The following is a 26,524-nucleotide window of genomic DNA, read 5'->3' on the forward strand; positions in this document are numbered from 1 at the left end:
TTTAACACTTCCGCGAACACTTTTCTCCAATGTCTTTAGCCTAAGTTCAATTGCCGTCGGTTTCAACCGACGGATAGTAGAGCCTTCATCTTTTAAGGGCTTTAGCCCAATTGGAGAAGATAGCTAAAAAGAGCTTTCCAAGAAGAAATTTGGCTAAAGCCAATAAAAATAAATCTCCCTTTAGTCTGTCAGCTGAAGCAGACGGCAATTGAAACCAGGCTAAAGCCATAAAAGAGCAGACTGTATCGGCCATCCCAAAAGAAAGCTCTGCTTTCTCACTTGTGGCATCAGCGGCTGGGCGTTAAACGCAGGTAAAAGACGTAGCGACGAAACCGGCGGCTGTCTGAGCAAAGCGAGTTCCGCTGGTTCAGCGAAGTCTTTTTCCGGAGTAGCCCGGACGGTGTAGCCTTGACCTTTTGGTTACTTTTGGGTCAAGCCAAAAGTGACAGAAACAACTTTGTATCTTTTCACTACTTTTCTCTTGACAGAAAAGTAGTGAAAAATGTTCGCGGGAAGCACTAAAGCGTTGCAAGCACAATCCCGAAATAATAGATCAATAATGTATGTATCAGTATTTATACCTGGCGTCAGATCGTTTTACAATTTAGGAATAAGCCCCGAAGAAGGTGACAAAGTGGAAGGATATCTAAAGCCTCTGTTTGTGGAATTCTGTTTTATTCTTCTGTATTGACATATTCTTTTACAAAGCGTTTGAAACTGCTGAGAGATACTTTGTAATATTCGGCTAATTCTGCATAAGTGATGTTTTCGTCTTTAATTTCTTTTCTTATGTGTTCTTTGTAAGGTAAAAGCCGTTCCATTTGTAAGCTTCCTTTTGGCCGGCCTAGTTTTACTCCTTTGCTTCGGGTTAAAGCCAGGGCTTCTTTTGTGCGGACAGAAATAAGTTTTCGTTCTATTTCGGAAACGAGGCCGAATGTGAATGCTAATGTTTTACTGTTTATGTTGTTTTTAAATGTATATCCCTCTGATACGCTGTATAGAATAACTTTACGTTCAATACATATCATCAGGAGATGCATTATTTCTACAAGTTTTCGGCTGAGACGGGAAATGTCGGCTATAATTAACGTGTCTCCTTCATCTAATCCTTTAATGACATTTTCTATTTTTTTATTGTTACGGGCGTTGCTGCCGGAATCTTTATACCATTTATCAATAGTTAATTTATGGAGTTTGGCAAACTTCTCGATAGTTTCTTGTTGGATTTCGGAAGATAGCTTATTGCTAGTATATGTACGGATATGTGCAACTATCATAGATTATATCTTTATATGTTTCTACTATAACAAATAGAAAGGCTAGATGTTTATGTGGTTTATGATAGCATTTTCAAGAAACAACAAAGGCTGTCGATCATGTAAGATTGACAGCCTTGGCGCGGAAGCTGGGGGATTCGAACCCCCGGTACGGTTACCCGTACGACAGTTTAGCAAACTGTTGGTTTCAGCCACTCACCCAAACTTCCTTGTGCTTTGTGCTTATTCCCTTGAAATGCGACGCAAAGATAGGTGTATGTTTTTGAATATGCAAGGCTTTTTCACTGTATTTTTAAGAAAAAGATGCTACTTTTGTGGCTTGTTCTGATATTCAGTAGATTATTTTTACGATATGAATGAAAAAAAATTCCAGAAGCGTACAGTTATTATTGCAGCTATTATTGCTGCGCTCATGTTGATAGGTGCTGGTGTGTGGACCTATTGTTTATTGCTAGCTCCAAACTTTTCTCCGGAAAAGACAGTCTATGTTTATATTGACCGTCAAAAGAATTTTGAAAACTTATGCCGCCAATTGGAGGATTCTGCAAATTGTTCCCATATTGGAGGTTTTAAACAAGTTGCCGGATTATTAAAGTATGCTTCGAATATGAAGACCGGGCGTTATGCTGTGGTTCCGGGGATGAGTAACCTGTCTTTATTGAAAGAACTTCGACGTGGTCACCAGACAGTTACGCGTATTACATTTAATAATATTCGTTTTAAAGAAGATCTGGCGGAGCGCTTGAGTGAACAATTGATGATTGATAAGCCCGAATTAATGGATTTGTTGAATGATTCTTTATATTGTGCATCTCTGGGATTTACTCCGGCTACTGTTAATGCTATGTTTATTCCTAATACTTATGAAGTATACTGGAATATTTCTGCCGGAAAATTATTACAGCGTATGCTTCGCGAATATAACTCCTTTTGGACAGAACAACGTTTGGCAAAAGCAAAAGCAATAGGTCTCACTCCTATAGAAGTGACTATACTGGCCTCTATTGTGGAAGAAGAAACTGCAGCTGCGGATGAATATCCGATGGTGGCCGGGCTTTATATCAATCGTTTGCATAAAGGGATACCTCTACAAGCAGATCCGACTATTAAATTTGCTTTGGGAAATTTTGCTTTGCAGCGTATCTTATTTGAGCATTTGGATGTGGAATCTCCTTATAATACTTACAAATATGCAGGATTGCCACCTGCTCCTTTGCGTATTCCTACAATTAAAGGATTGGATGCCGTGCTAAATTATACACAACATAATTATTTGTATATGTGTGCCAAAGAAGATTTTTCCGGACGCCATAATTTTGCAGTCACATTAGCCGAGCATAATCGAAATGCTAATCGTTACCGTGCAGAACTTAACAAAAGGAAGATTCGGTAGCATTTTACTTTCAGGTTATATTAAAATCTGTATCTTTGGCGTCTGTATTATAAATATGTGGTCAATAAAAAGAAAACTAAATACACATGGAAAAACATCTATTTTTAGGGGATGAGGCCATCGCCCAGGCTGCTATTGATGCAGGCCTGTCGGGTGTGTATGCTTATCCGGGAACTCCATCTACTGAAATTACCGAATTTATACAAAATTCTCCGGTAGCAAAAGACAGAGGCATTCACTGCCGTTGGAGTACAAATGAAAAAACAGCAATGGAAGCCGCTTTGGGTATGAGTTATGCCGGGAAAAGGGCACTATGTTGCATGAAGCATGTTGGGCTTAATGTTGCTGCCGATTGTTTTATGAATGCTGCTATGAGTGGAGTTAATGGCGGTATGATTATCATTTCTGCAGATGATCCTTCCATGCATTCTTCACAAAACGAACAGGATAATCGTCTATATGGAAATTTTGCCATGATTCCGATGTTGGAACCGTCCAGTCAACAGGAAGCATACGATATGGTGTATGAAGGCTTTGAGCTTTCAGAAAGATTGGGATATCCGGTATTGGTGCGTATTACGACTCGTATGGCACACTCTCGTGCAGGAGTTGTTACCCGTGAAATGAAATCACAAAATAAGATGAGTTGTCCGGAAGATGGCCGTCAACGTTTTATTTTGTTACCAGCTCTGGCTCGCAAACGTTTTAAAACATTATTGGCAGCCCAAGCAGTATTTACCGAAGCGTCTGAAAAATCGGAATATAATGTTTACTATGATACTCCGAAGAAAGATAAAGGAATTATTGCTACAGGAATTGCTTTTAATTATTTGTCCGAAAATTATCCGGATGGATTTGAATATCCGGTATTGAAAATTAGTCAATATCCATTGCCTAAGAAGTATATTGAAAAAATGGCAGATGAGTGCAAGGAAATTCTTGTTCTTGAGGAGGGCTACCCGGTTGTTGAAGAGCAATTGAAAGGTTTCTTGGGTAAAGGGATAACCATTCGTGGTCGTTTAGATGGAACTTTGCAGCGGGACGGAGAACTTACTCCTGATGCTGTTGGCAAGGCATTGGGTAAGGAAATTCATCGTTATTATGCAATTCCGGAAGTTGTAGAGCAACGCCCACCTGCATTATGCCAGGGATGCGGACATCGCGATATGTATGAAGCGCTAAATGAAGTACTGGCAGAATATAAGGATGCTAAGGTATTCGGAGATATAGGTTGTTATACTTTGGGAGCGTTACCACCTTTCCGGGCTATTGATACGTGTATTGATATGGGAGCTTCTGTTACTATGGCAAAAGGTGCATCTGATGCGGGTGTGTTTCCGGCTGTCGCTGTAATTGGCGATTCTACTTTTACACATTCCGGCATGACCGGTTTATTGGATTGCGTCAATGAAAACAGTAATGTAACGATTGTAATTTCTGATAATGAGACAACTGCAATGACTGGTGGTCAGGATTCTGCGGGAACCGGACGATTGGAATCTATTTGTGCCGGAATAGGAGTTGATCCGGCCCATATTCGTGTTATGATCCCACTGAAGAAGAATTATGATGAAATGAAAACTATCATTCGTGAAGAGATAGAATATAATGGTGTATCTGTTTTAATACCTCGTCGTGAATGTATACAGACATTAACAAGAAAGAAAAAAGCAAGCAAAAAATGAAAACCGATATTATATTATCAGGTGTAGGAGGACAAGGTATCCTGTCTATTGCCGCCGTAATTGGAGAAGCCGCTTTGAAAGATGGCTTATATATGAAACAGGCAGAAGTACATGGTATGAGCCAACGTGGAGGAGATGTTCAGTCTAATCTTCGTTTGTCTGACCAGCCCATTGCTTCGGATCTGATTCCACAGGGGCAAGCTGATTTAATTATATCTTTGGAACCTATGGAAAGTCTTCGTTACTTGCCTTATTTGAAGAAAGAAGGTTGGTTGGTCACTAATTCTCAACCATTTATTAATATACCAAACTATCCGGATATAGAAAAAGTAAATGTGGAATTGGGAAAATTACCTAATAGAGTTATTTTGGATGTAGAAGCAATTGCAAAGGAAGTTGGTTCTGTCCGGGCTGCAAATATTGTAATGTTGGGTGCTGCGGCTCCATTTATTGGTATAGACTATAATAAGATAGAAGATGGTATTCGTCATATTTTCGGACGTAAAGGGGAAGAAATAGTAGAAATGAACCTGAAAGCATTGAAAGCCGGTTATGATGTGGCTCAAAGCAGAAAGTGAATCTTAATATTTGTCATAAAATTAAAGCTGGGAATAATCGTTTATTCTCAGCTTTTTTTGTCGTAATAAATAACGTACATTTGCCTTTGATTTTTAAACGGCAAACAAAAAAAATATGAAGAAGTGTATAGTTGCATGCTTATTGGCTGTCTTGTCTTTGGCCATTAAAGCTCAAAGTAATGCAGAACTTGTAAAAGTTGGAGATTCAATGCCTGCCTTTACGGTTATTTCAGATGATGGAACAAAACTTCCGTCTTCCTCTCTTAAAGGAAAAGTAATTCTTGTAAATTTCTTTGCAACCTGGTGCCCTCCTTGCCAGAAAGAGTTGGCTGAAATACAAAAGACATTATGGCCTGCATATAAAGATAATGATAAGTTTAAATTGTTGGTAATAGGCCGTGAACATACAGATGCCGATTTACAAAAATATAATGAAAAGAAAGGTTTTGATTTTCCTCTGTATCCGGATAAGAACCGTGCTATTTTCAGCGCTTTTGCCAATAGTTTGATCCCGCGCAGTTATTTGATAGGAAAAAACGGGAAGGTAATTTATGCCACTTCCGGTTATACGGAAGAAGAATTTTCTGAGTTAATGGAAAAGATAAACGAAGCTTTAAAATAATAAATATGCATTACAATAGAGTACATTTAATTTATTTTTCGCCAACACATACGTCTGCAAAGATCGCTTATGCTATTGCAGAAGGGCTAGATGCTGTTACATTTTCTGAATCGGATATAACTCATGAGACTCCGGATAAAATTGAAAATGTGGAAGAAGAGCTGACTATTATAGCTGTACCTGTCTATGGGGGACGGGTGGCTGAAACGGCAATAGAGCGATTACGTATGTTTCGTTCTAATCAAGCTCCGGTAATTCCCGTTGTCTTGTATGGAAATCGGGATTATGAAGATGCTTTGAAGGAGTTGTGTGATCTTGTTACGGAATTGGGCTTTATACCGGTCATGGCAGGAGCTTTTATAGGGGAGCATTCATTTAGCCGTAAGGATATGCCAATTGCAGCAGGGCGTCCGGATGACATGGATATACAAAAAGCAATGACTTTAGGAAAAGATGTATTGAAGAAACTTTCTTCTTTACGGTCTTTAGAAGATATTACTCCTCTTCAGGTAAAGGGAAATTTTCCATATAAGATAAAGGGTGCTTCTACTCCTCAGGCTCCTGTAACGGATGAAGAACTTTGTACCCAATGTGAATATTGTATAGAAATATGCCCTACGGATGCTATTTCAATTCTTGATACAGGAATGTTCAGTAATCCTGAGCGTTGTATTAAATGCTGCGCTTGTGTGAAAGAATGCCCGGAAGGTGCACGTACTTTTGATACTCCATACACTGCAATGCTTCATAAAAATTTCAGTGCCCGTAAAGAACCTGAGTTATTTATTTAAACCAACTGTTTGTATAATGAAACGTACTGCTATTGTTTTTGTCCTGTTGCTGATTTTTTATGATATCTCAGCAGCAATCAGGGAGGTGAAATTGCGATTCATTGAAACAAGTGATATACATGGTAATTATTTCCCTTATAATTTTATAGATCAGCATGAGTGGGGTGGAAGTCTGGCTCGTGTGTGTAATTTTGTACAAGGGGAACGGGAAATTTATGGAGAAAACTTGATTTTGATAGATAATGGTGATATTCTCCAGGGACAGCCTTCTGCATATTATTATAATTATATAGATACGGCTTCTATTCATATAGCGGCTGATATGATGAATTATATGAAATATGATATCGGTAATATGGGAAACCATGATGTTGAAACCGGACATACTGTTTATGATCGTTGGATCAGACAATGTAATTTTCCGGTTCTCGGAGCAAATATTATACGAACATCAGATGAAAGTACTTATTTGAAACCTTATCATATTATTCAACGGGACGGAATTAAAATTGCAGTCTTGGGTATGATAACTCCTGCTATTCCTGCTTGGTTATCAGAAAATTTATGGAAAGGCTTGCGTTTTGAAGATATGGAGGCAACGGCTCGTAAATGGATAAAAATAATTCGGGAAAAAGAGAGTCCGGATATTATTGTTGGAGTTTTTCATTCAGGAAAAGATGCCAGTACAATGATGGACAAATATCGGGAGAATGCATCTGCCGAAGTTGCCCGCAATGTTTCCGGTTTCGATTTTGTTTTGATGGGGCATGACCATCGCCGTGCTTGCGAAAAAATATTGAATGCAGATGGTGATTCAATTCTAATTATTGATCCGGCCAGTAATGGGCGATTGGTTGCTTGTGTAGATGTAGTATTAACTTTGGATGATAAAGTTGTAGAAAAGAAAAACATTACAGGTAGACTTATTGATATTGATACGTATGAACCAAGTAAAGAGTTTATGCAAAGATTCAATACGCAATATGATATAGTTAAGAATTTTGTTTCTCGTAAAATCGGCTCGTTTACGGAGACTATTAATACGCGGCCTGCCTATTTTGGCTCGTCGGCTTTTATTGATTTTATACATACGTTGCAGTTACAGTTAACAGGGGCTGAAATATCTTTTGCGGCACCTCTTTCTTTTGATGCTACAATTTATAAGGGAGATGTGAAGGTTAGTGATATGTTTAATTTGTATAAGTATGAAAATATGCTTTATACAATGATGCTATCCGGGACTGAAATAAAGGGATACCTCGAAGAATCTTATGCCCTGTGGAGTAATTATATGAAATCACCATCAGATCATCTTTTGTTATTGACCAAAAAGGAAGGAGATGACGGTCGCTGTACCTTTACTAATTTTAGTTTTAATTTTGATTCGGCTTCAGGTATTATTTATACAGTTGATGTAACTAAACCTGCAGGTGAAAAAGTGACAATTTTAAGTATGGCCGACAGAACTCCTTTTGAAATGAATAAAATGTATAAAGTGGCATTGAATTCATATCGGGGAAATGGAGGAGGAGAGTTGTTGACAAAAGGAGCTGGTATTCCGCTAGAACAGTTAAAAGATCGTATTATAGCATCTACTGATAAAGATCTCCGTTTTTATCTGATGAAGTACATTGAAGAGAAAAAGGTACTTTCTCCACAGCCTATGAATCATTGGATGTTTGTCCCAATACAATGGGCTGTTCCTGCAGCACGTAGGGACTCTGTTTGCTTGTTTGGTGAAAATTAATGGATTAGCATTTTTTTTCGGATAAATAGTTAAAAAAAATGCTAGAAAACATCATGATGGATTGAAATAAATCGTCGTGATGTTTTTTTATTTAATTACCTTTGTAAGTTTAATAGTATTAATTAAGCAAAAAGCAGAAAGGTTAAGTATGAATTTGAAAGATAAATTAGAAGCCGAATCTACGTCTGAGCCGATTGTTTTTTTACATATGGAAGGTATGTTTTGGAAAGCTTATGAACAATCTGCTATGCGGTTTGTGAAGGAGATAAAAGCATATAAGTTATTAAAGAAACACATTAAAGCCATAAAAAAAGATGTTGTTTCTTTAGGTTTTCCTTCCGGTTCATTAGAGGATATTTTGTCCGGAAGAGAATATATCCGGGAAAATGATAAATTAGTATCATTTAAAGTGGAAAATGTTTATACCCCGGAAGAATTTGAAGAATGGAAATCACAAATATCGTTGATTGAAGAAACATCTGCTTCAGAAAGCTGCCAATCTCAAACTATATCCGGATTAACAACAGTTGAACGGAGGGTAATTAGTCAGTTAATGGCTTTCAGTGTCGAAACGGCTTCACCTATACAATGCATGATGTTGGTTTCTAATTTGCAAGCTCAATTAAAAAAATGATATACGATAACCTTCCGGTATATAAAGCTACGTACGATTTGTTATTGATGATATTTCGTTTAAACCGGAATTTTCAACGAGATTATCGTTATACGTTAGGTGAAAATGTGAAGAATGAATTGATAAATCTTTTGGTGTGTATATATAACGCGAATTCAAATTCTGAAAAAGCTCCTATTTTGGCAAAAGCGCGCGAACATGTTGTTGTTATAAAATTGCAAATACGTTTACTTATGGATTTGAAACAGATCAGCCTTAAACAATATGCAGCCGCAGCTGAGATTATAGAATCTGTATCTAAACAGCTAGCGGCTTGGCATAAATCAAGTGATAAATTGAGATCTTGCTGAATATTATAAAAAGGTTGTTTTTCCGGCTTCTGTTCTTTTTATTCCTTGTATAGATGCTTTGTGAATGCAGGCATGGGCTTATCATTGTCGTTCTTTATTGTTTACTACCCCACCCTTTTTACTACCTTTGCCCTCTATAAAGAGTGACTTATATCCTGAGTTCCGAAGGTTACGGCTTGCGGAAGTGTGATATGTAAATTCAGTAACCGACTGGTAGATTAAAAGTTTCGGATTAGCAATGCTTATTTCGTGTTTCTATTAGTTATTAGTAATACTTTACGATTTTGCCTGTTTATATTCACTTCGTATAGTTTTATACCGGTTACTTGGTGTTCTGCCTGCTGCAGGTTACCGTAACAACAGTAATGGTAGTCCCGCTAATCTGGCTTCCAACGGTAACTATTGGTCTTCTACTCTTACTCCGGCAGGTAAGTCTCCTAGATTGAACTTCAACAGTGGCGGTGCCGATACGAATGAGAACACCCTTGCGAACGGCTTCTCAGTTCGTTGTGTCCAAGCATTTACAGGTCACTCTTTTGTTTCAGATCTTCCGGTACATTATTTATGATAAACTTCTGTATGAAACTTTCAACCGGCTATTTATGTTATGATAACAAAGCCTCTTATTTATGTTGAATAGTTTTTTGAATACATTGGCAACAATAATAAGTGTGACAAGTCTTCTGATTGTCACTTATGGTGCATTCATCGGGGCTATATCATTTTTACGTAACGAAATTAGGCGATTCACAGGTGGCTATTCTACTATCAATATACGAAAACTAAGAGCCACATTTGGAACCTACTTACTTCTTGGGTTGGAATTTCTGATAGCTTCTGATATATTGAAAACGGTCTTAGAACCTACTCTCAATGAATTGGCTATCTTAGGAGGAATAGTTGTGTTGAGGACTATTCTGTCTGTCTTTTTGAATAAAGAAATTAAGGAGTTGGAAACAGAAAATAAGGAACCTGTTTGATGAATGAAAATCGAACGGGTTCCTTTTTCTATACGTGTTTATTCATAATATCGGCAGGTATCAGTTTCTCTTCCTGTGCCACTCGTATTCATGTGAATTCCAAGCCTGATAAGATAAAAACTATTCCACCGGGACAAGCAAAAAAGATTACGGGCGAAAAATCAGCTAAAAGGTATGCGCCCGGACATAATAAATAATTTTTAGTAGAGCTATCTGAAAACAGCAGGTAGCTCTATTTTTTTATTATCTACTTTTGCATCATCAAAAGAGTGGCTATATCCGGAGTTCCGAAGGTTATGGCTTCCGGAAGTGCGATATGTAAATTCAGTAACCGACTGGCAAAATAAAGGTTGCAGATAGTTGAATATACTGTTTTATGTCAGTTATGAATTTAGCTTTACGTTTTTGCTTACTTAACTGTATTCATTTCGTATAGTTTCCTACCGGTTACTTTGGTTCTGCCTGCTGCAGGTTACCGTAACAACAGTGACGGTAGTTCCAACAATCTGGCTTCCAACGGCAACTATTGGTCATCTACACTTTCTACGGCAGGTAAATCTCCCCGTCTGAACTTCAACAGTAGTAGTGCCAATATGAATGAGAACAACCTTGCGAACGGTTATTCCGTCCGTTGTGTCCAAGCATTTACAGGCCACTCTTTTGTTTTTACTTGTTTGTTCCTATCCAAGTCCATTTGTGCCATATGTATTCTAACGGGCCTTGTTTATGTTTAGACAACCACCATTTGCAGAATTTTACTTGCAACAGGAATACCAGAAAGCCTATTAACAGACTGGTCGTATATCCGCAATAAGGAGCGAGGTACAGACCGAACGGGAAATAAATGATAGCTCCTATTATTGACTGGGATATATAATTGGTAAGGCTCATTTTTCCGTAAAAACGTAAATTAGAAACAGCTTTACTAAAGTTTTTCTGTTGGTAAAGCAGAATGAATGAAGCAACCAGTACCAGTGTGAAAGCCAATTTTTGCCACATATCAAATGCCGTACCTACAGTTTGTTGTATGATTGTGTCATTTGTCATAATCTGTTCTTTCAGAGTGTACAGGGGAGCGAAAGATATGGCGCCGGCTATTAACGCTTTTACCCAAAAAAGGGAATTTTTTTCTGATGTAATGAAAAGTTGTTTTCTACCGATATAGAAACCTAACAGGAATAATCCGGCTGTCTGAAAGAAGCGCCCGGCATTTACCGCCCATAGCAAACTTGCTTTTTGTCCTAACGTAATATTGCCTGAAATAAAATTTACAAAGTTTCCGGCTTTCGTATATTCTGCCACTTCTGTATACATTTCTTTTACTCCTAAGTTTGGTAGCTGATGAGTGGGGTTTATCAGATTTGCAATATAGTGATACCATTCGACAGGTTGTAATAGGAAGATAACGGCGGTTATTAAAATAGCTTTGTTGTCCCAGTTACGGGTAAAGAACAATATAATTCCTACAACAACGAATAATAGTAATACATCTCCGGCAGGGAAAAAGGCGGCATTTAGTGTTGCAAATCCGGCCAACAATACCAAACGCCACAGAAAACGATAACCGAAATCTTTACCTTGCTTTTTTTGATTGTTATTTTGAATATAAAATGTGAATCCGAACAGGAGTGCAAAGATTGCATAAGCTTTTCCGGCAAATAAGGAAAAAATAACATTGAATACTCCCTGGTCTAATACATTTAACCAGTTTGGAGAGTTTGCCGGATAGACCGGGAAGATAAAATGCTCCAGGTTATGTACTAAAACAATGGCCATTACTGCGAAGCCACGTAAAGCATCCACAACCTCGATACGAGGATTTTTATTAATAAGCAGATTCATTATTTAATGATTGTTTATTCGCTGTTGTAATTATTTCTCGCGTCTTTCTTTTTATACGCCCGCAAATGTATGAAATAGATCTAAAAAGTAGGATAAGGCTCGATTTTATTTCATGGAAGTATGTTCAGAAACATTCTTTCTTATTTTTGTTCTCCAAAAGAGTGGTACTATATTCCCGGATAGCTTATTTGTTTTTTTATGGCTTCAGCCTAAGTTCAGTTGCCGTCTGCTTTAGCTGACGGACAAGATAAAACAGCCTTTTTTAGGCTTCAGCCAAACTATCAAGAAATTTGGCTGAAGCCATCAAAATAGGACTAGCCTATAATCCGTCGGTTGAAACCGACGGCAATTGAAACCAGGCTAAAGCCATTAATTCAAGCCTTTATAGGCCACTCTTTTTCTGTGTATTAAGTATGTTTTTCTTGAATTTTTGTTCTCCAAAAGAGTGGTACTATATTCCCGGATAGCTTATCTGTTTTTTTTATGGCTTCAGCCTAAGTTCAGTTGCCGTCTGCTTTAGCTGACGGACAAGATAAAACAGCCTTTTTTAGGCTTCAGCCAAACTATCAAGAAATTTGGCTGAAGCCATCAAAATAGGACTAGCCTATAATCCGTCGGTTGAAACCGACGGCAATTGAAACCAGGCTAAAGCCATTAATTCAAGCCTTTATAGGCCACTCTTTTTCTGTGTATTAAGTATGTTTTTCTTGAATTTTTGTTCTCCAAAAGAGTGGTACTATATTCCCGGATAGCTTATCTGTTTTTTATGGCTTCAGCCTAAGTTCAGTTGCCGTCTGCTTTAGCTGACGGACAAGATAAAACAGCCTTTTTTAGGCTTCAGCCAAATTGCAGATTCTATTTTCTTGCTTTTTATAAATAGAATTGCGATTTTTGGTGAAAAATCAAAACATTATAGACTATGGCTTACGTTAAAATTATTGTTCATTGTGTGTGGAGTACAAAGAACCGGCTACCTCAATTAGTTAATAGGGCGCATCGCATTCAACTTTTTGAACATATTCGGATAAATGCACTTAACAAAGGAATATTCATTGATCAAATAGGAGGGGAGAAGGAACATGTTCATTGTTTAGTATCTTTAGGTTCTGAGCAGAATATAGCAAAAGTTATTCAATTAATAAAAGGTGAATCCGCTTTTTGGTTTAATCGAAAATGGAAGTGTAAACTGGAATGGCAAGATGACTATTTTGCAGTATCAGTAAGTGAAAGTATCTTGGATAAAATTCGTAAGTATATACAAAATCAAGAAGAGCATCATAAAAGGAAATCTTTTAATGATGAGTATAGTGAGTTTATATTAAGATATTCGTTTGGCTGAAGCCATAAAAATAGAACCAGCCTATAATCCGTCGGTTGAAACCGACGACAATTGAAACCGGGCTAAAGCCATTAATTCAAGCCTTTACAGGTCACTCTTTTTCTGTGTATTAAGTATGTTTTCTTATTTTTGTTCTCCAAAAGAGTGGCTATATCCAGAGTTCCGAAGGTCATGGCTTTTGGAAGTGTGATTATGTAAATTCAGTAACCGACTGATAGATTAAAAGTTGCGTATTAGTAAAGCCTGTTTCGTATTTCTATTAGTTATTAATGAAGCTTTACGGTTTTGCTTGCTTAATTGTATTCACTTCGTATAGCTTATACCGGTTACTTTGGTTCTGCCTGCTGCAGGTTACCGTAACAACAGTAATGGTAATTCCGGCGGTCTGTCTACCGAGGGTAATTATTGGTCTTCTACACTTTCGGCGTCGGGTAAATCTCCCCGTTTGAACTTCAACAGTAGTAATGCCAATATGAATGAGAACAACCTTGCGAACGGTTTCTCCGTCCGTTGTGTCCAAGTATTTACAAGCCACTCTTTTTCTGTGTATTAAGTATGTTTTCTTATTTTTGTTCTTTAAAAGAGTGGTACTATATTCCCGGATAGCTTATCTGTTTTTTTTATGGCTTCAGCCTAAGTTCAGTTGCCGTCTGCTTTAGCTGACGGACAAGATAAAACAGTCTTTTTTAGGCTTCAGCCAAACTATCAAGAAATTTGGCTGAAGCCATCAAAATAGGACTAGCCTATAATCCGTCGGTTGAAACCGACGGCAATTGAAACCGGGCTAAAGCCATTAATTCAAACCTTTACAGGTCACTCTTTTTCTGTGTATTAAGTATGTTTTCTTATTTTTGTTCTCCAAAAGAGTGGTACTATATTCCCGGATAGCTTATCTGTTTTTTTTATGGCTTCAGCCTAAGTTCAGTTGCCGTCTGCTTTAGCTGACGGACAAGATAAAACAGCCTTTTTTAGGCTTCAGCCAAACTATCAAGAAATTTGGCTGAAGCCATAAAAATAGAACCAGCCTATAATCCGTCGGTTGAAACCGACGGCAATTGAAACCAGGCTAAAGCCATTAATTCAAGCCTTTATAGGCCACTCTTTTTCTGTGTATTAAGTATGTTTTCTTATTTTTGTTCTCCAAAAGAGTGGTACTATATTCCCGGATAGCTTATCTGTTTTTTATGGCTTCAGCCTAAGTTCAGTTGCCGTCTGCTTTAGCTGACGGACAAGATAAAACAGCCTTTTTTAGGCTTCAGCCAAATTTCTTGATAGTTTGGCTGAAGCCATTAACCCTGACTTTTACAGGCTGTTTTTTGCTGTACTTTGGATATAAATTCAGAAAAGCTTATTTCTGTGACTCGTACTTGTCTATTGCCCGTTTAAATTCATCCCATAAATCAAATTGAATAACCTGTGAAATATCAAAAACAACCAATCCTTCGGTTTGTTCCAAGGATACGTATGCTGCATCTTCCATTATATCATGGGCTTGGGCATAAATACTGCCAACCATTACATTCTCGCCTCCAATAAGCCGTTTCCCTTTTTCATAAGCAAACTCGATGGACTCGGGGTCATCTAGACCATAAACTCTTTCTAAATAAGCCCCATCCATATAACGATCCAGATGTTCGGCAAATCCTGTATTTTTGTAGTTTTTAGATGCCCATGGATATTCTCCATATGGGTCGTAGTTTTTATTTGCCCAATTTTGCCCCTGCCGGTATAAAACATGATGCCAGGATGCATTCCAATATTCGAGGCGGACTGACGGCTTGATTGCTTTAATTTCCTCTTTTGCTTTTTTTACAAAGTCGTGTATAACCATTGAGCGATATTCATACCATAAAGGAGCTAACTCTCCGTCACTTACATAGTATTCTTCCTTTTCATCTTTTTGCCAGGTAAAAATATCGGTAGGGAAATTCGCTACTTCTTTACCGATATAGTTTTCAAAACCTTTTTTACTTGCTTCCGAAAAGTCAGATTCTATGCCTGAGTAACGACAATAATCTAATGCAAATGCATCGATATCGTAATTTGTAACAAGTTCCTTTATAAAGCTTAGGCAATAGTCTTGTACTTCGGGGAAAATAGGATTTAAAAACGTTGCAACTTTTGTTGTATCGTCCTTGATGTCAATCATTCCATCGGGAGTATATAGTATAGAGGTTTTGCCATCCCATCTGTTATCGTCATACGCTACACCTGTCCGGTTGAATGGGCGGCCTGCCGGAAAGATCGTGGCAGACACGCATACTTCAAGATTTCGTTTGCGGGATTCGTCAATAAAAAATTGTAAATAATCCCAATCCTGATTCGGACGTGCCGATGGGAGTATTTTACTTGAGTAGTTTGCATACCCGTTCAAACCGCGCGCATCAATTACAACTGTGTTGAATCCGGCATCCTTTGTCTTATCTAAATAATAGATAATAGAATCTTTGCTGGAAAAACGGTCAAAATTCCCTTGTGCATCGAACCACATGTACTTTGGCTTTTCCAAATTTTTCTGTTTGTTGCTACTGCATGAAATCAAACAGAGAGTACAGATTATCCCGATAAAAAAACTTATCTTTTTCATTTACTTATAATATTGATGTGATTTAATAGTATTCCCGATATGTTTTTCCATATATACATTAGTATTATATATATGTAAAATTGTAGACTGTGGTTTCCATAATAGCTAATATAAAAATGAAGCGTACGGGTGCAAATATAATGATTTATTTTTATACAATAATCTTTGTTTTTTAAATTAATTACTTTATTGAGCTCGGTCAATATGTATTCTTTAAAAATACAGTCGGTTCATAATCGTTCAGTCCGCTAACCAAGGTGTTTGAGACAATACCCGGACGGTACTTCTTTTCTTTTTAGATTTACGGTAATTAATTTACCTACCTTTGCCTTTCATAAAGAGTGGCTTACATCCGGAGTTCCGCAGGTTACTACTTTCGGAAGTGTGATATGTAAATTCAGTAACCTACCGGTGGATAACATACGGTTTACCGGTCATGATTCGGGGATAGGGCTTTTATTTTATCAGTTCTTCTGTTTTTTATGGCTTCAGCCTAAGTTCAGTTACCGTCTGCTTTAGCTGACGGATAAGATAAAACAGCTTTTTTAGGCTTCAGCCAAATTTCTTGATAGTTTGGCTGAAGCCATCAAAATAGAACTAGCCTATAATCCGTTGGTTGAAACCGACGGCAATTGAAACCAGGCTAAAGCCATTAATCCAAGCCTTTACATGCCACTCTTTTTATTATCTTTTTGTAAAAGGCAAGGGTCATTTCATCGGACGGGTCATAATCAATACTAGTGGCGTAAATATCCTTGATTTGTTGATAGAAAAGCCGTTCTGACAAGCGAATCTCTCGAATCCTGTCTTGTACCTTGCATAGATTTCACCCTGTAGCCGACTGAGATTATTACATCCAAGTTGTAATTTTTGGGGATAAGTTATTGAACAAAAGACTATAAGCAAGGAATTTCAGCGATAGAGGTAACGATTTGACACTAAAGTTGAAAACATCATTTTTAATCGTCTGATTTATCTCGCTTACCTTCAATACGTTTTATTTCTTTGTCAAAGTCGGATTCAAACAGGCGGTCTTGAATAGGACGATATTTTTCAAATTCACTCTCAGCATGTTGCTTGGCAAGAGCTGCAGTAATTTTGCCTGTATTCTGTAATAAATCTCTTCCATTTGCCTGTAGAATTAAATCCAAATGCTTTGCCCAATCAGACATAGAGAGGGGAACATGCCGTTTTGCGTATTCTTCGGCAAAATCCAAATAACCGTTGACGATACGCCCAAGAGATTCCAATTCCGTTTCGGTAAGATAATTTTTGGCTATCGTCACATCTGTTTTTATTATTTTCCCGTTTGGACTTTTCTCCCAAGAAGTCAATCCCATATTTTCTTTGCTGTGGTCGGCTCGTGTGTAAATCAATTCGGCAGCGGTATGTTTATGTACTGCATAGTGCATTTTGTTTTGAACTTTTGCAAAAAATTCTTTGGTCGTGGGTGATTCAGGATTATAATCCATTGCTGTAGCGTATATGTCGGTAATTTTCTGATAAAATCGCCGTTCTGACAAACGGATTTCCCGAATTTCTTCCAAAAGCCGTTCAAAATAATCGTCATCAAGAAAAGCGCCGTTTTCCATTCGTTTTCGGTCTATGAGATATCCCCGCAATGTAAAATCGCGCAAAATCGCTGTTGCCCATTGCCGAAACGCCGTTGCCCGCTTGGAATTTACACGATAACCAACGGCAATAATCAAATCCAAATTATAATGTTTTATCGTTCTGCAAACTTCGCGACTACCTTCTTGTTGAACTACCGAGAAATCCTCGGTAGTTGAAACCTCATCCAATTCACCTTCGGCATAGATATTTTTGAGATGTAAGCCGATATTATCAGTTGAGGTATCGAATAGTAGTCCTATATTTTTTTGCGATAACCAAATGGTGCCGTCTTGCACACGCACTTCTACGCCATCGCCTTTCGACTGATAGGCAAAAGTTAAAAATTCGGCGGTGCTATTGCGAATTTGTAGTTTCTTTTTCTTAGCCATATTCTAATTTTCCTCTTGATAATATGTACACCAACACGAAACGGTTGTAGTGCTTAAATTCATCTTTTCAGCGAGCCATTTGTTGGTTACTTGCTTTTCTGCAAGCACTGCTTTGAGCCTATTAATTGTCTTTGTCTTCATTCTAATTTACACAATATGCAAATTTATCAAAATACTTCGACTATACAAAAGAATTATTTCTTTGTTTTTCAGCATGAAAGAATATTGTAACTCTGTCCTCATCTGGCTTTTTGTTGGTTTCGGATGGCTTTCTGCTCTTTCCTTTTTATCGCCTAAGTCGCTTTTGTCAGCCTTATTATGTTCTGCGCTAAGTCTAATTTTATTTCATACCTTTGCCTTTCATAAAGAGTGGCTTACATCCGGAGTTCCGCAGGTTACTGCTTTCGGAAGTGTGATATGTAAATTCAGTAGCCTACCGGTGGATAACATACGGTTTACCGGTCATGATTCGGGGATAGGGCTTTTATTTTATCAGTTTTTCTGTTTTTTATGGCTTCAGCCTAAGTTCAGTTACCGTCTGCTTTAGCTGACGGATAAGATAGAGTAGCCTTTTTTAGGCTTCAGCCAAATTTCTTGATAGTTTGGCTGAAGCCATAAAAATAGAACTTGCTTTGTGTATTTTTGTGCTGGTTATTAGGATGTTTGATGCCGATTTGCTTTATAAAATACATCGTGGATTTAATTACATTTTAATGACATTGTTATATACCCCGGTTTTTGTATAAAAATAATACATATTTTTAGCCCGTAATTTATTGTACTAAAAAGATGGTAGTACTTTATAGTAGGTATTAGTTATAAGTTTGGCTTTGCTTTGCCTGTGAAGGTAGGGCGGCCTTTATTTTATTGTTTTGTTGTTAATCTTGAATTTTCCTGGTATAGGGTATAATATATGTGTTCTTTATAATAATTAAAATCATCCTGATCATTTCTGGAAAACATCCCGATGATTTAAAAAAATCATCGGGATGTTTTATACCGGTACAACAATGGTTTTGCTTCAGTTGTTTTTCAGTATGTTTTTGTTATAAACTAAATTAATTAATTATGAATAGAGTGAAACAGCGTGAGGCAGGCACAGATGCCTTAGTTTACATGATGTCCCGACAAAAAGTGTTGGAAAGTAATCAACGTTACGGTACTGCCAATCTTTACAGAAGCGCCCATAACCGGTTTGCCAGTTTTATGAAAGGAGGTTCTGTTATGTTGGATAAAATCACGATACAGATGGTGTGTGATTTTGAAGATTTTTTAAAAAAGCAGCGGTTGAGCCAGAATTCAACTTATACTTATATCAGTTGTATCCGTGCTGCTTATCATAGTGCGGTAAGTGAGGGGTTGGTAGCGCTAGGAGTAAATCCGTTTTCGCGTATGCGTATGCGTCCGACACGTACACATAAGCGTGCTATTTCGGCAAAAGAAATCGAAGAAATTGCTATGCTTGTACTAGAGCTGCCTTTTTTATTATTGACGCGCGATATTTTTGTGTTCAGCTATATGGCTAGCGGTATTCCGTTCATAGATTTGGTAAATCTTAAACAGGAAAATATTCAAGGCGACTTTTTGGTGTATTACCGTAGAAAAACGAATGCTCTTATTACCACCCGTCTTACAAAAGGTATGCGTGTAATCATACAGAGATATGCAGGGCAGGGGGTAGATGGTCTTTTATTTCCGATCTTGAAAAGGGTTGATGCATCATATACGGAATATAAGTCGTGTTTAAGGAGGTATAATCGTAATTTGGAAAAGATTTCAAATCTGATGAAAAATCCGGTTAAGCTGACTTCTTATACCGCGCGCCATTCTTGGGCAACAGAAGCTAAACGTCAGAACACGCCGGTTGCCGTTATTGGTGAAGCATTAGGACATACCTCAGAGAAAACAACACGTTTCTATCTGGACAGTTTGGATCAATCTGTATTGGATAAAGCTAATATGCAAATAATCAGGAGGCTTGATGAAATGATACAGAAGAGAAAAAGAGAATGACGCTTATTTATGAAATAAGGGACATCCTCTTTTTTTTATGCTCAAAAACCCTATGAAAGAGTTTACATTTTACCCTACAAAAACGGATATATGCTGCAAAGATAGGTATAAAAATTGAATGTAAAAATTTATCAATAGGATTTTTGGATACTAAAGGTTAAAAAACACCTTTTTTTATAGTTTTTACCTGCGAAATCTACTATTTGAGCCACAAAAGCAATGAAACTTCGGTCATATTAGATAAAGCGTGGGCAGTACCTTTTTTGTGTTTAACATCAATTTACATGATTTCCCCTTTTCTGCAGGCTTAATACTGTAAATATTTGTTTACAAAAAGGTATTATTAGTAAAAAAATAATAAGGGAAAATAACCAAACTACCTAAATTGCCTCTATTTTTTTAATGCTTCATCAATCTTTCACAGAGCATATATTGTAAGCTCTCTCGATAAATATTTTTTTGGGCGTATTTCAAACAAAGTAAACTTTTTGTTTTTGTATGTAATTGATAATCATCATTTTGTGCTTATTGTCCCTTATTTCATAAATAAGAGACATTTATGAAGCGGAATTTTTTTTATATAAAAAAGAGTATAAAATGCTTAGAGCACTATTGTGGATCATATTATGTATAACCTGTAGCTTGAATGTCTACACCCAGAAGTTAGCTATAAAGACAAATTTAGCTTATTTGGCAACTACCACGCCGAATCTGGGGTTAGAGGTTGCGTTAGGTCGAAAGTTTTCTTTGGATGTTTCGGGCAATTACAATTCCTGGACATTTTTCCCTGATGGGATGAGTCTTCGCCACGTCCTAGTCCAGCCTGAGTTTCGTTTTTGGCCTTGTAAGTCTTTCGAGGGGCATTTTTTCGGTGTCCATGGCCATTGGGCAAAATACAACGTAGGTCAGATCCCATTCATTCCCGATCTGGATAAATATACGTACCGCGGTAACTTTTACGGTGGCGGTGTTTCGTATGGTTACCATTTCGCTATCGGCCGTCGTTGGGGTTTGGAACTCAGCTTGGGGGTGGGTTACGCTTATATGGAATATAATAAATACGTATGTGCGGAATGTGCGGAGTTGATGGGCCGTTACAAGCGCCATTATTACGGCCCCACCAAGTTGGGCATTTCGATAATCTACCTGATACATTGATAAAGATATGGGAATATATATAGTATTATGGCACGCAGATGACACAGATCATACAGATTTGCGCAGATTTCTTTTTAAAGGACATCTATCTGCGTCTATCTGTGGCTGTCTGTGTCATCTGCGTGCCATAATACTGCTCATAGCCTTACTTTTGAGTTCTCCAACAATACATGCCGATTCCAAGAAGACGGTATCGGGTTCGGAGATCGGTATCCGTATTATCCCCCAGCAAATGGCAGTGAGGGACGATAGTGTCCGTATCGACTTAAAGATCGTTGCCCATGGCATCCGTATACCTTCCGAGCAATCATTAAGCCTTGTCCCCGAGTTGCATTATAAAGGTAAACGTGTCGTTTTGCCTCCTGTTGTATTGTCCGGTAGCCAGCGTGCACGCTTCGACCGTCGTGAGGAAACGGTCGATCCTGCCCGCCGCGGCCAGGAGCCTTACCATGTTTGGGTGGGTGTTAAACGTGGCAGCAGTTATAATTTGCGTTACCGCGTGAGTATACCTTATGCTTCTTGGATGGAGCATTCTTCCTTGCTTTTGCGCCAGATAAGTAAAGATTGTTGTACGGAATCGGTTCTGGCTACGGATGTTTTGACAAAGGATATCAATTTAACTCCTCCTTGTTCCCAGCCAGGCGTTCAGCCGCCGGCATTGGCTTCTGTACCGGCAGTCCGCGTCATCCGCGAGGTGGAGAGTTCCGCATTTTCGGATATGGTAAATTACCTGATCCCGAAGGAGGAGGCCGTTAAAGTCCGTACGTCTTCGGCTACGGCTTATATCGATTATCCCAAGGGCGTTTCGGTAGTCGATCCTTCGTTTGGCAATAATAAAGGAGAATTGTCTAAAATAGATGATTTGTTGCAGCCCTTGTTGCAGAATGACCTGGCCCGTTTCCGCCATATCCAGATCACGGGTTATTCATCTCCCGACGGAGCTTATTACGATAACGAGACATTGTCAAAACATCGTAGCGAGGGTTTCAAAAAGTACCTCAGCGGGCATTATGATTTGCAGGATTGCCCTTTGCTCACATCTTGGGTGGGTGAGGATTGGGACGGCCTGCGTAGCCTGGTGGATTCTTCGGGTTTGCCTTATAAAAAGGCGGTAGGTTTCATCATCGACAATTATGGGATATTCGAGGGCAGGGAGCGTTACCTGATGGAACTGGATGGTGGTGCGCCTTATAAGGAGCTCTTAAAAAATTACTTTCCCAAACTTCGGCGAATCGAGTTGATGGTTGCTTATGAGGTAAGGAATGTCAGTGACCGTGAAGCCTCCAAACTGCTTTATACCCATCCGGATTTGCTCAGTTTGGAAGAGATCATGGGCGTGTCCCATTTTTACCGTCCCGGCACTACGCAGTTCCGTGAGGTTTACGAGATAGCCGCTAACCTTTACCCTGACGACGTTACCGCCAGCGTCAATGCTGCCGCCGCCGTTCTTTTGGTGGGCGATACAAAGTCTGCCCGTATGTATCTGGATCGTTTTAAGGATAATCCATTGACGTATAATAATTACGGCGTCTTATGCTTTATCGAAGGTAACCGTGCCGAGGCTGAGTATTACTTCCGCAAGGCATTGGCGGTTGATGCCCCCAAGGCTCGCGAAAACCTAATCAGATTGGAGGTGAAACGATGAGAATCCAGTCTGTTCATATCGACTTAAAACGCCTCTTGTCTGCGTTTATCTGCGCCTTGCTCTTGCTTCTCCTCGTGGCTTCTTGCAGCCTGGACGGCGAGTTGGAGGAGTGTCGTTACAACGCCCGTCTGGAGTATTGGTATACGGGTAGCGGAACGGCTAACGTGTTGCCGGACTATATCCACAGCATGCAGGAGTTTATTTTTGATGACACGGGTATCCTTCGCCAGGTAAATAACCTGGTAGACAGGAATAAGATACTGTATGGCGAGTTCACTTTGGGTCCGGGTAAATACACATTGGTCACCTGGGCAAATGTAGATACGGCCAGCCACGTAAATGAGTCTGTAATAGGTAAAACCAAACTTTCGGATATGCAGCTTTTTCTGGATAACCCGTACAGTACAATGAAATCGGAATATGCTTACTGGCAGAAAAATGCAGAAAAGCTGTATTACGGTTACACCACATTTTCGGTCAGGGAGCGTGGTGTCAGCCGTCAGCGTATCGATATGGTGCATAGCCATTGCAAATTGAATATCATGGTAAAATGGACAGGTAAGCCTCCTGCCAATACGAATAATTTTGTAATGACTTTGCGTGATGTGCCTTCTTCTTACACATTCAGTCCGGAGTACGAAATTAAAGGTTCCCCCTTATCATACTATGATGAAACGGAAGGTTTGATAACCCGTGCCGGTATCTTTTATTATATCCCCCAGAAGCTGGAAACGCAGGTAGACCACCGTATAGACGTCAAAATGGAAATCACAGGCAGTGTATCGGGCGAGTTTGTCACATACCGCTTAACCAATGATACGCATCCCCTTTTCTGCCTTTATGCCGGGGACACCCCGGTCATCAAGGAGATAGATCTTTGGAAGTATTTCCGTACGATGCAGATCAACCTGGATGAGAACCTTCGCCAGGAGTTCGACCTTGTGGTAGAGGTAGACCCGTCGGGGGGTATCATCGTCTCGTCGGCCGTGGTGATGGACTGGAACGACGGGGGCAGTATCGGCGGGTTTATATAAGAGATGCGTAAGATATATATGGACGTTAATATTGGCGAATGGACATACCCCATATTTACTAATTTATTAATTAATTTTTATGTTATGAAAAAGAAGTATTATTTATTGGCTCTTGCCTCCCTCATGATGGCGGCTTGTAGCGATGACGATTCTCTTTTCACCGGCGGCCCGGAAAACGGGAATCCGGTCGGAAAGACGATTACGTTTGTATTTCCCGGCACAGCTCAGGGAGTAGTGCCTTACGCAGCACTGGCAACAGATGCTGAAAATGAATTGAAAACGCTCGACATCTATGTGTTCGGCGAAGATTCCCTGGAAGCCGATCCTAAGCCTGTGATTTTGAAAGAAATCTTCAGAAGCGGCGAAGCCGGCAGCTCGTTTACGCTTACACCGGTAGGAACCTCTTACCAGGCCACAATCTCAGTCTATCCGGGTGAACAGAAAAAGTTCTATTTCGTAGCCAACGGCCGCGACAACCTGTCATTGGATAGCCTGGAACTGGGCGTAACCGACACAACCGCTTTCCTTGCAAAGGCCACCAACACATTGAAGGGACATATCGCATGCCCGTTGTTGATGAGCGGTTCTTTCCCCGAATTAGGTACGATCACAGTGCCGGAAGGTGGTCTGGCTGGAAACCAGGAGGTACATCTTACCCGCCGTATGGCCCGTTTCGACGTGTTGAACTGGTGTGAAGAATCATCTTTCAAGATTAGTGAAATCGTCTTGAAAGATATTCCGGGTAGTAACAGTATTTTTGCACAAGCTACTCCTTATACACCGACGATAGTGGCAAGCCTTCCTATCATAGACTTTACTGCTTACGAAAACAGCAACTATGGTGAGAGCAAGAGTGTATTCTACATGTATCCGGCAACGGCTGCTGAAACACAAAATATCAAATTGTCATTGGTTGGTGAAACTTTGGCCGGTGCGGCTCAGGTTTACAATGTAGAGTTTAAAAAGAACCAGAGTGATGCAAACACGATCCCTGTCCTGGCAAACAACCGTTATTTGTTAAGTATTTTAAATGTAGGTTCGGGTACGTTGGACGCTACCCTGGAAGTTAAAGACTGGCTGGTTGGCGATACGGTTAATTCTGATGTTACCCACGGCACTATCAAACTGAGCGTTGATGCTGCCGGATTAAAAGCAGGCCAGGCATTTGCCGACAATACGCTTTCTTTGCCTGCTGCAACAACCGGTGAAACGGCTGCTGATTCTGTAACTATTAAAGTTGCTGCCGATGAAGAATGGGAACTGGTTAAGCCGGCCGATTGCGACTGGATTGCATTCTCTGTCCTTCCGGGCGATTCTGTAATGAAGTCATTCAAATTGGTTACCCTTACTACAAATCCAAGTAGCAAAGAAGACCGTGTAGGAACTGTCATTGTGAGAAACGTAAAACGTCCGTCTATCAAACAGCCCCTTATTGTAAAACAGGCTCCTAATGCTTCCAGCTATATCGATTTGTCCGGTGCTTTGCTTGCCGGCAACGAGATCAGCTTCTCTGGCGAAAAGATGTCTTCGGACTCTATGAACATCGATGTAACTGTTCCTGACGGAGCAACATGGACAGCTTCAGAGAGCGCAAATTGGTTTAACCTGGCTGACAAAGCCGTTTTGACAAGGGCAGATGCAGGCTTTACGAATAATGATGACGGTAAAACCGGTACAGGTTCGGGTACATTCTCGATTGTTGCCCAGAAGAATGAGACGGATCAGGCACGTATAGACTCTATTAAAATGACTATCTCCGGTCCGGAAGGAGCAGATAAGGTGATTCAGTACATCGTTGTGAAACAGGCTGCCCAGAACATCGGTTCTATCCGTTTGGCTGCGCGTGGTACATTGGTAGACAAGGATGATGCTGCTAACTATAAGATGGATAGTATTCCTGCAACCGGTTTTATTGATGCTGCCGTTGAGGGACAAACAACTGAGGGCGAACGTAAGGTAACGGTTGTTGCTATTTCTGAATGGACTGTTTCTGTTGAAAGTGGTGATGATTGGTTGTCTGTTTCAAAAAGCAAGACTCTTGTAGATGGTAATAATGGCTATTTTGGTATAACAGCTGCTACTAACAGTACCACAACTCCGCGTACAGCCGTTTTGAAGGTTGCCAATACAACAAAACCAACGGAAGTTTACAAAACAATTACCATTACCCAGAAAGCAGGTACTGCTGCTGCCCCGGCTATAACGGTGGATGAAACACCTCTTGCCTTCACAGCTACCGAAACTGCAATGGATACAAAGACTATCAGTGTAGTCTTGGGAGACCCGGCAAACACTTGGACTGCTGCTTTGGCAGGTACCGGTTTTTCATTAGGTGGTTCTTATACTGCTGTAACAGGTAATGGCGACTTTACTGTAGCTCCGGATGCAGCCAATGATACCTATAAAGCAAAAACAGCATCTATTACTGTTACGGAATCAGCAGGAAGCACGACAAAAACAATCGCAGTTTCTCAACCAGCTGGAAAGACGGTTCCGTCTTTTGCAACAACAACAGGTTCTGTTGCTGTTGACGGTACAGGTTTAGATATTTCTACAATAGTTGTTAGTGGCGATGTAGAAAATACTTCGGATTGGACGGTTTCTGTTGTAGACGGAAGCGATAACGTTACTCCTGTTACATGGCTAACTGCTACACTGGATAGTACGTCTCAATTGACAGTTTCTATGGCCTCCGGTGGTGATGAAGTAAATAGCACAGGTGCAGAACGTACAGCTGTTATCAAGTTGGTTAATACGACTGACAATACGGTTGTTTCTAACACGATTACAGTAACACAGGCCGGTTCTTAATCTTGAAAAGAGATAAAATATAAACAATAAAAACA

General features: G+C 39.4%; 19 protein-coding genes, 1 tRNA gene and 1 pseudogene. 15 read left to right on the plus strand and 6 right to left on the minus strand.

Annotation, left to right across the window (positions count from 1 at the left end):
• Positions 1–674: 674 nt before the first annotated feature.
• Positions 675–1,277, minus strand: coding sequence for a recombinase family protein (locus ACYIB7_RS05680; protein ID WP_103984417.1), 603 nt, complete (start codon positions 1,275–1,277; stop codon positions 675–677).
• A gap of 122 nt (positions 1,278–1,399) precedes the next feature.
• Positions 1,400–1,486: transfer RNA gene (locus tag ACYIB7_RS05685), tRNA-Ser, on the minus strand.
• 143 nt (positions 1,487–1,629) lie between these two features.
• On the opposite strand from ACYIB7_RS05685, the gene mltG reads away from it, so the two are divergent.
• The 9 genes from mltG to ACYIB7_RS05730 all read left to right on the plus strand — a co-directional run bounded on the left by mltG (position 1,630) and on the right by ACYIB7_RS05730 (position 10,057).
• The gene (gene mltG, locus ACYIB7_RS05690; RefSeq protein WP_103984418.1) at positions 1,630–2,670 is read left to right on the plus strand and encodes an endolytic transglycosylase MltG; all 1,041 of its coding nucleotides are present in this window, start codon (positions 1,630–1,632) and stop codon (positions 2,668–2,670) included.
• Positions 2,671–2,756: 86 nt separating this feature from the next.
• Positions 2,757–4,355, plus strand: a complete 1,599-nt coding sequence (locus ACYIB7_RS05695; RefSeq protein WP_480338311.1) for a thiamine pyrophosphate-dependent enzyme — start codon at positions 2,757–2,759, stop codon at positions 4,353–4,355.
• Positions 4,352–4,933, plus strand: coding sequence for an indolepyruvate oxidoreductase subunit beta (locus ACYIB7_RS05700; protein WP_099464031.1), 582 nt, complete (start codon positions 4,352–4,354; stop codon positions 4,931–4,933). Before ACYIB7_RS05695 ends, ACYIB7_RS05700 begins: the two co-directional genes overlap by 4 nt.
• Before the next feature lie 115 nt (positions 4,934–5,048).
• Positions 5,049–5,555 (plus strand): TlpA family protein disulfide reductase, encoded by a 507-nt coding sequence (locus tag ACYIB7_RS05705; RefSeq protein ID WP_103984419.1) that lies wholly within the window; start codon positions 5,049–5,051, stop codon positions 5,553–5,555.
• Between the two features lie 5 nt (positions 5,556–5,560).
• On the plus strand, positions 5,561–6,346 hold the full coding sequence (locus ACYIB7_RS05710; RefSeq protein ID WP_103984420.1) for a 4Fe-4S binding protein: 786 nt from the start codon (positions 5,561–5,563) through the stop codon (positions 6,344–6,346).
• 16 nt (positions 6,347–6,362) lie between these two features.
• Entirely contained in the window at positions 6,363–8,093 is a 1,731-nt protein-coding gene (locus ACYIB7_RS05715) for a bifunctional metallophosphatase/5'-nucleotidase (protein WP_480338312.1), read from the plus strand.
• Between the two features lie 79 nt (positions 8,094–8,172).
• Positions 8,173–8,727, plus strand: a complete 555-nt coding sequence (locus ACYIB7_RS05720) for a hypothetical protein (protein WP_103984422.1) — start codon at positions 8,173–8,175, stop codon at positions 8,725–8,727.
• Positions 8,724–9,077, plus strand: a complete 354-nt coding sequence (locus ACYIB7_RS05725) for a four helix bundle protein (protein ID WP_099463135.1) — start codon at positions 8,724–8,726, stop codon at positions 9,075–9,077. Before ACYIB7_RS05720 ends, ACYIB7_RS05725 begins: the two co-directional genes overlap by 4 nt.
• A 629-nt stretch (positions 9,078–9,706) precedes the next feature.
• Positions 9,707–10,057 carry a DUF1622 domain-containing protein gene (locus ACYIB7_RS05730; RefSeq protein ID WP_480338313.1) on the plus strand — a complete coding sequence of 117 codons (351 nt, stop codon included), beginning with the start codon at positions 9,707–9,709 and terminating at the stop codon, positions 10,055–10,057.
• Positions 10,058–10,723: 666 nt separating this feature from the next.
• On the opposite strand, the gene ACYIB7_RS05735 is transcribed toward ACYIB7_RS05730, so the two are convergent.
• Positions 10,724–11,899, minus strand: coding sequence for a DUF418 domain-containing protein (locus ACYIB7_RS05735; protein WP_480338314.1), 1,176 nt, complete (start codon positions 11,897–11,899; stop codon positions 10,724–10,726).
• 919 nt (positions 11,900–12,818) lie between these two features.
• Here ACYIB7_RS05735 and tnpA point away from each other — a divergent pair.
• The gene (gene tnpA / locus ACYIB7_RS05740; protein WP_480338315.1) at positions 12,819–13,238 is read left to right on the plus strand and encodes an IS200/IS605 family transposase; all 420 of its coding nucleotides are present in this window, start codon (positions 12,819–12,821) and stop codon (positions 13,236–13,238) included.
• A 1,348-nt stretch (positions 13,239–14,586) separates the two neighbouring features.
• Here tnpA and ACYIB7_RS05745 read toward each other — a convergent pair.
• The 3 genes and pseudogenes from ACYIB7_RS05745 to ACYIB7_RS05755 all read right to left on the minus strand — a co-directional run bounded on the left by ACYIB7_RS05745 (position 14,587) and on the right by ACYIB7_RS05755 (position 17,828).
• Positions 14,587–15,825 carry a family 10 glycosylhydrolase gene (locus ACYIB7_RS05745; RefSeq protein ID WP_480338316.1) on the minus strand — a complete coding sequence of 413 codons (1,239 nt, stop codon included), beginning with the start codon at positions 15,823–15,825 and terminating at the stop codon, positions 14,587–14,589.
• 685 nt (positions 15,826–16,510) lie between these two features.
• Positions 16,511–16,691 (minus strand): annotated as a pseudogene (gene rhuM, locus ACYIB7_RS05750) (RhuM family protein); the annotation flags it as partial.
• Positions 16,692–16,784: 93 nt separating this feature from the next.
• Positions 16,785–17,828, minus strand: a complete 1,044-nt coding sequence (locus ACYIB7_RS05755) for a virulence RhuM family protein (protein WP_480338317.1) — start codon at positions 17,826–17,828, stop codon at positions 16,785–16,787.
• A gap of 1,068 nt (positions 17,829–18,896) precedes the next feature.
• Here ACYIB7_RS05755 and ACYIB7_RS05760 point away from each other — a divergent pair.
• From ACYIB7_RS05760 to ACYIB7_RS05780, 5 genes are all read left to right on the plus strand, one after another.
• Positions 18,897–19,841 (plus strand): tyrosine-type recombinase/integrase, encoded by a 945-nt coding sequence (locus tag ACYIB7_RS05760; RefSeq protein ID WP_103984428.1) that lies wholly within the window; start codon positions 18,897–18,899, stop codon positions 19,839–19,841.
• Between the two features lie 597 nt (positions 19,842–20,438).
• A complete protein-coding gene (locus ACYIB7_RS05765) occupies positions 20,439–20,999 on the plus strand; it encodes a DUF3575 domain-containing protein (RefSeq protein ID WP_103984442.1) in 561 nt (186 codons plus the stop codon).
• Positions 21,000–21,006: 7 nt separating this feature from the next.
• A complete protein-coding gene (locus tag ACYIB7_RS05770; RefSeq protein ID WP_480338318.1) occupies positions 21,007–22,644 on the plus strand; it encodes a DUF3868 domain-containing protein in 1,638 nt (545 codons plus the stop codon).
• Positions 22,641–23,678, plus strand: coding sequence for a FimB/Mfa2 family fimbrial subunit (locus ACYIB7_RS05775; RefSeq protein WP_480338319.1), 1,038 nt, complete (start codon positions 22,641–22,643; stop codon positions 23,676–23,678). The genes ACYIB7_RS05770 and ACYIB7_RS05775 overlap by 4 nt, the downstream gene beginning before the upstream one ends.
• 84 nt (positions 23,679–23,762) lie before the next feature.
• On the plus strand, positions 23,763–26,489 hold the full coding sequence (locus tag ACYIB7_RS05780) for a BACON domain-containing protein (protein WP_480338320.1): 2,727 nt from the start codon (positions 23,763–23,765) through the stop codon (positions 26,487–26,489).
• The last annotated feature ends 35 nt before the right edge of the window (positions 26,490–26,524 follow it).

The organism is Parabacteroides sp. KHUB-03 (assembly GCF_056640975.1).

What these genes read in the sequence shown, in the direction of transcription:
- ACYIB7_RS05770 (WP_480338318.1), top strand. Translation starts at nt 21,007, where the DNA reads ATGGGAATATATATAGTATTATGGCACGCAGATGACACAGATCATACA.
- ACYIB7_RS05695 (WP_480338311.1), top strand. Translation starts at nt 2,757, where the DNA reads ATGGAAAAACATCTATTTTTAGGGGATGAGGCCATCGCCCAGGCTGCT.
- ACYIB7_RS05720 (WP_103984422.1), top strand. Translation starts at nt 8,173, where the DNA reads ATGTTTTTTTATTTAATTACCTTTGTAAGTTTAATAGTATTAATTAAG.
- ACYIB7_RS05755 (WP_480338317.1), bottom strand. Translation starts at nt 17,828, where the DNA reads ATGGCTAAGAAAAAGAAACTACAAATTCGCAATAGCACCGCCGAATTT.
- ACYIB7_RS05725 (WP_099463135.1), top strand. Translation starts at nt 8,724, where the DNA reads ATGATATACGATAACCTTCCGGTATATAAAGCTACGTACGATTTGTTA.
- mltG (WP_103984418.1), top strand. Translation starts at nt 1,630, where the DNA reads ATGAATGAAAAAAAATTCCAGAAGCGTACAGTTATTATTGCAGCTATT.
- ACYIB7_RS05710 (WP_103984420.1), top strand. Translation starts at nt 5,561, where the DNA reads ATGCATTACAATAGAGTACATTTAATTTATTTTTCGCCAACACATACG.
- tnpA (WP_480338315.1), top strand. Translation starts at nt 12,819, where the DNA reads ATGGCTTACGTTAAAATTATTGTTCATTGTGTGTGGAGTACAAAGAAC.
- ACYIB7_RS05745 (WP_480338316.1), bottom strand. Translation starts at nt 15,825, where the DNA reads ATGAAAAAGATAAGTTTTTTTATCGGGATAATCTGTACTCTCTGTTTG.
- ACYIB7_RS05730 (WP_480338313.1), top strand. Translation starts at nt 9,707, where the DNA reads ATGTTGAATAGTTTTTTGAATACATTGGCAACAATAATAAGTGTGACA.
- ACYIB7_RS05775 (WP_480338319.1), top strand. Translation starts at nt 22,641, where the DNA reads ATGAGAATCCAGTCTGTTCATATCGACTTAAAACGCCTCTTGTCTGCG.
- ACYIB7_RS05765 (WP_103984442.1), top strand. Translation starts at nt 20,439, where the DNA reads ATGCTTAGAGCACTATTGTGGATCATATTATGTATAACCTGTAGCTTG.
- ACYIB7_RS05735 (WP_480338314.1), bottom strand. Translation starts at nt 11,899, where the DNA reads ATGAATCTGCTTATTAATAAAAATCCTCGTATCGAGGTTGTGGATGCT.
- ACYIB7_RS05680 (WP_103984417.1), bottom strand. Translation starts at nt 1,277, where the DNA reads ATGATAGTTGCACATATCCGTACATATACTAGCAATAAGCTATCTTCC.
- ACYIB7_RS05700 (WP_099464031.1), top strand. Translation starts at nt 4,352, where the DNA reads ATGAAAACCGATATTATATTATCAGGTGTAGGAGGACAAGGTATCCTG.
- ACYIB7_RS05780 (WP_480338320.1), top strand. Translation starts at nt 23,763, where the DNA reads ATGAAAAAGAAGTATTATTTATTGGCTCTTGCCTCCCTCATGATGGCG.
- ACYIB7_RS05705 (WP_103984419.1), top strand. Translation starts at nt 5,049, where the DNA reads ATGAAGAAGTGTATAGTTGCATGCTTATTGGCTGTCTTGTCTTTGGCC.
- ACYIB7_RS05715 (WP_480338312.1), top strand. Translation starts at nt 6,363, where the DNA reads ATGAAACGTACTGCTATTGTTTTTGTCCTGTTGCTGATTTTTTATGAT.
- ACYIB7_RS05760 (WP_103984428.1), top strand. Translation starts at nt 18,897, where the DNA reads ATGAATAGAGTGAAACAGCGTGAGGCAGGCACAGATGCCTTAGTTTAC.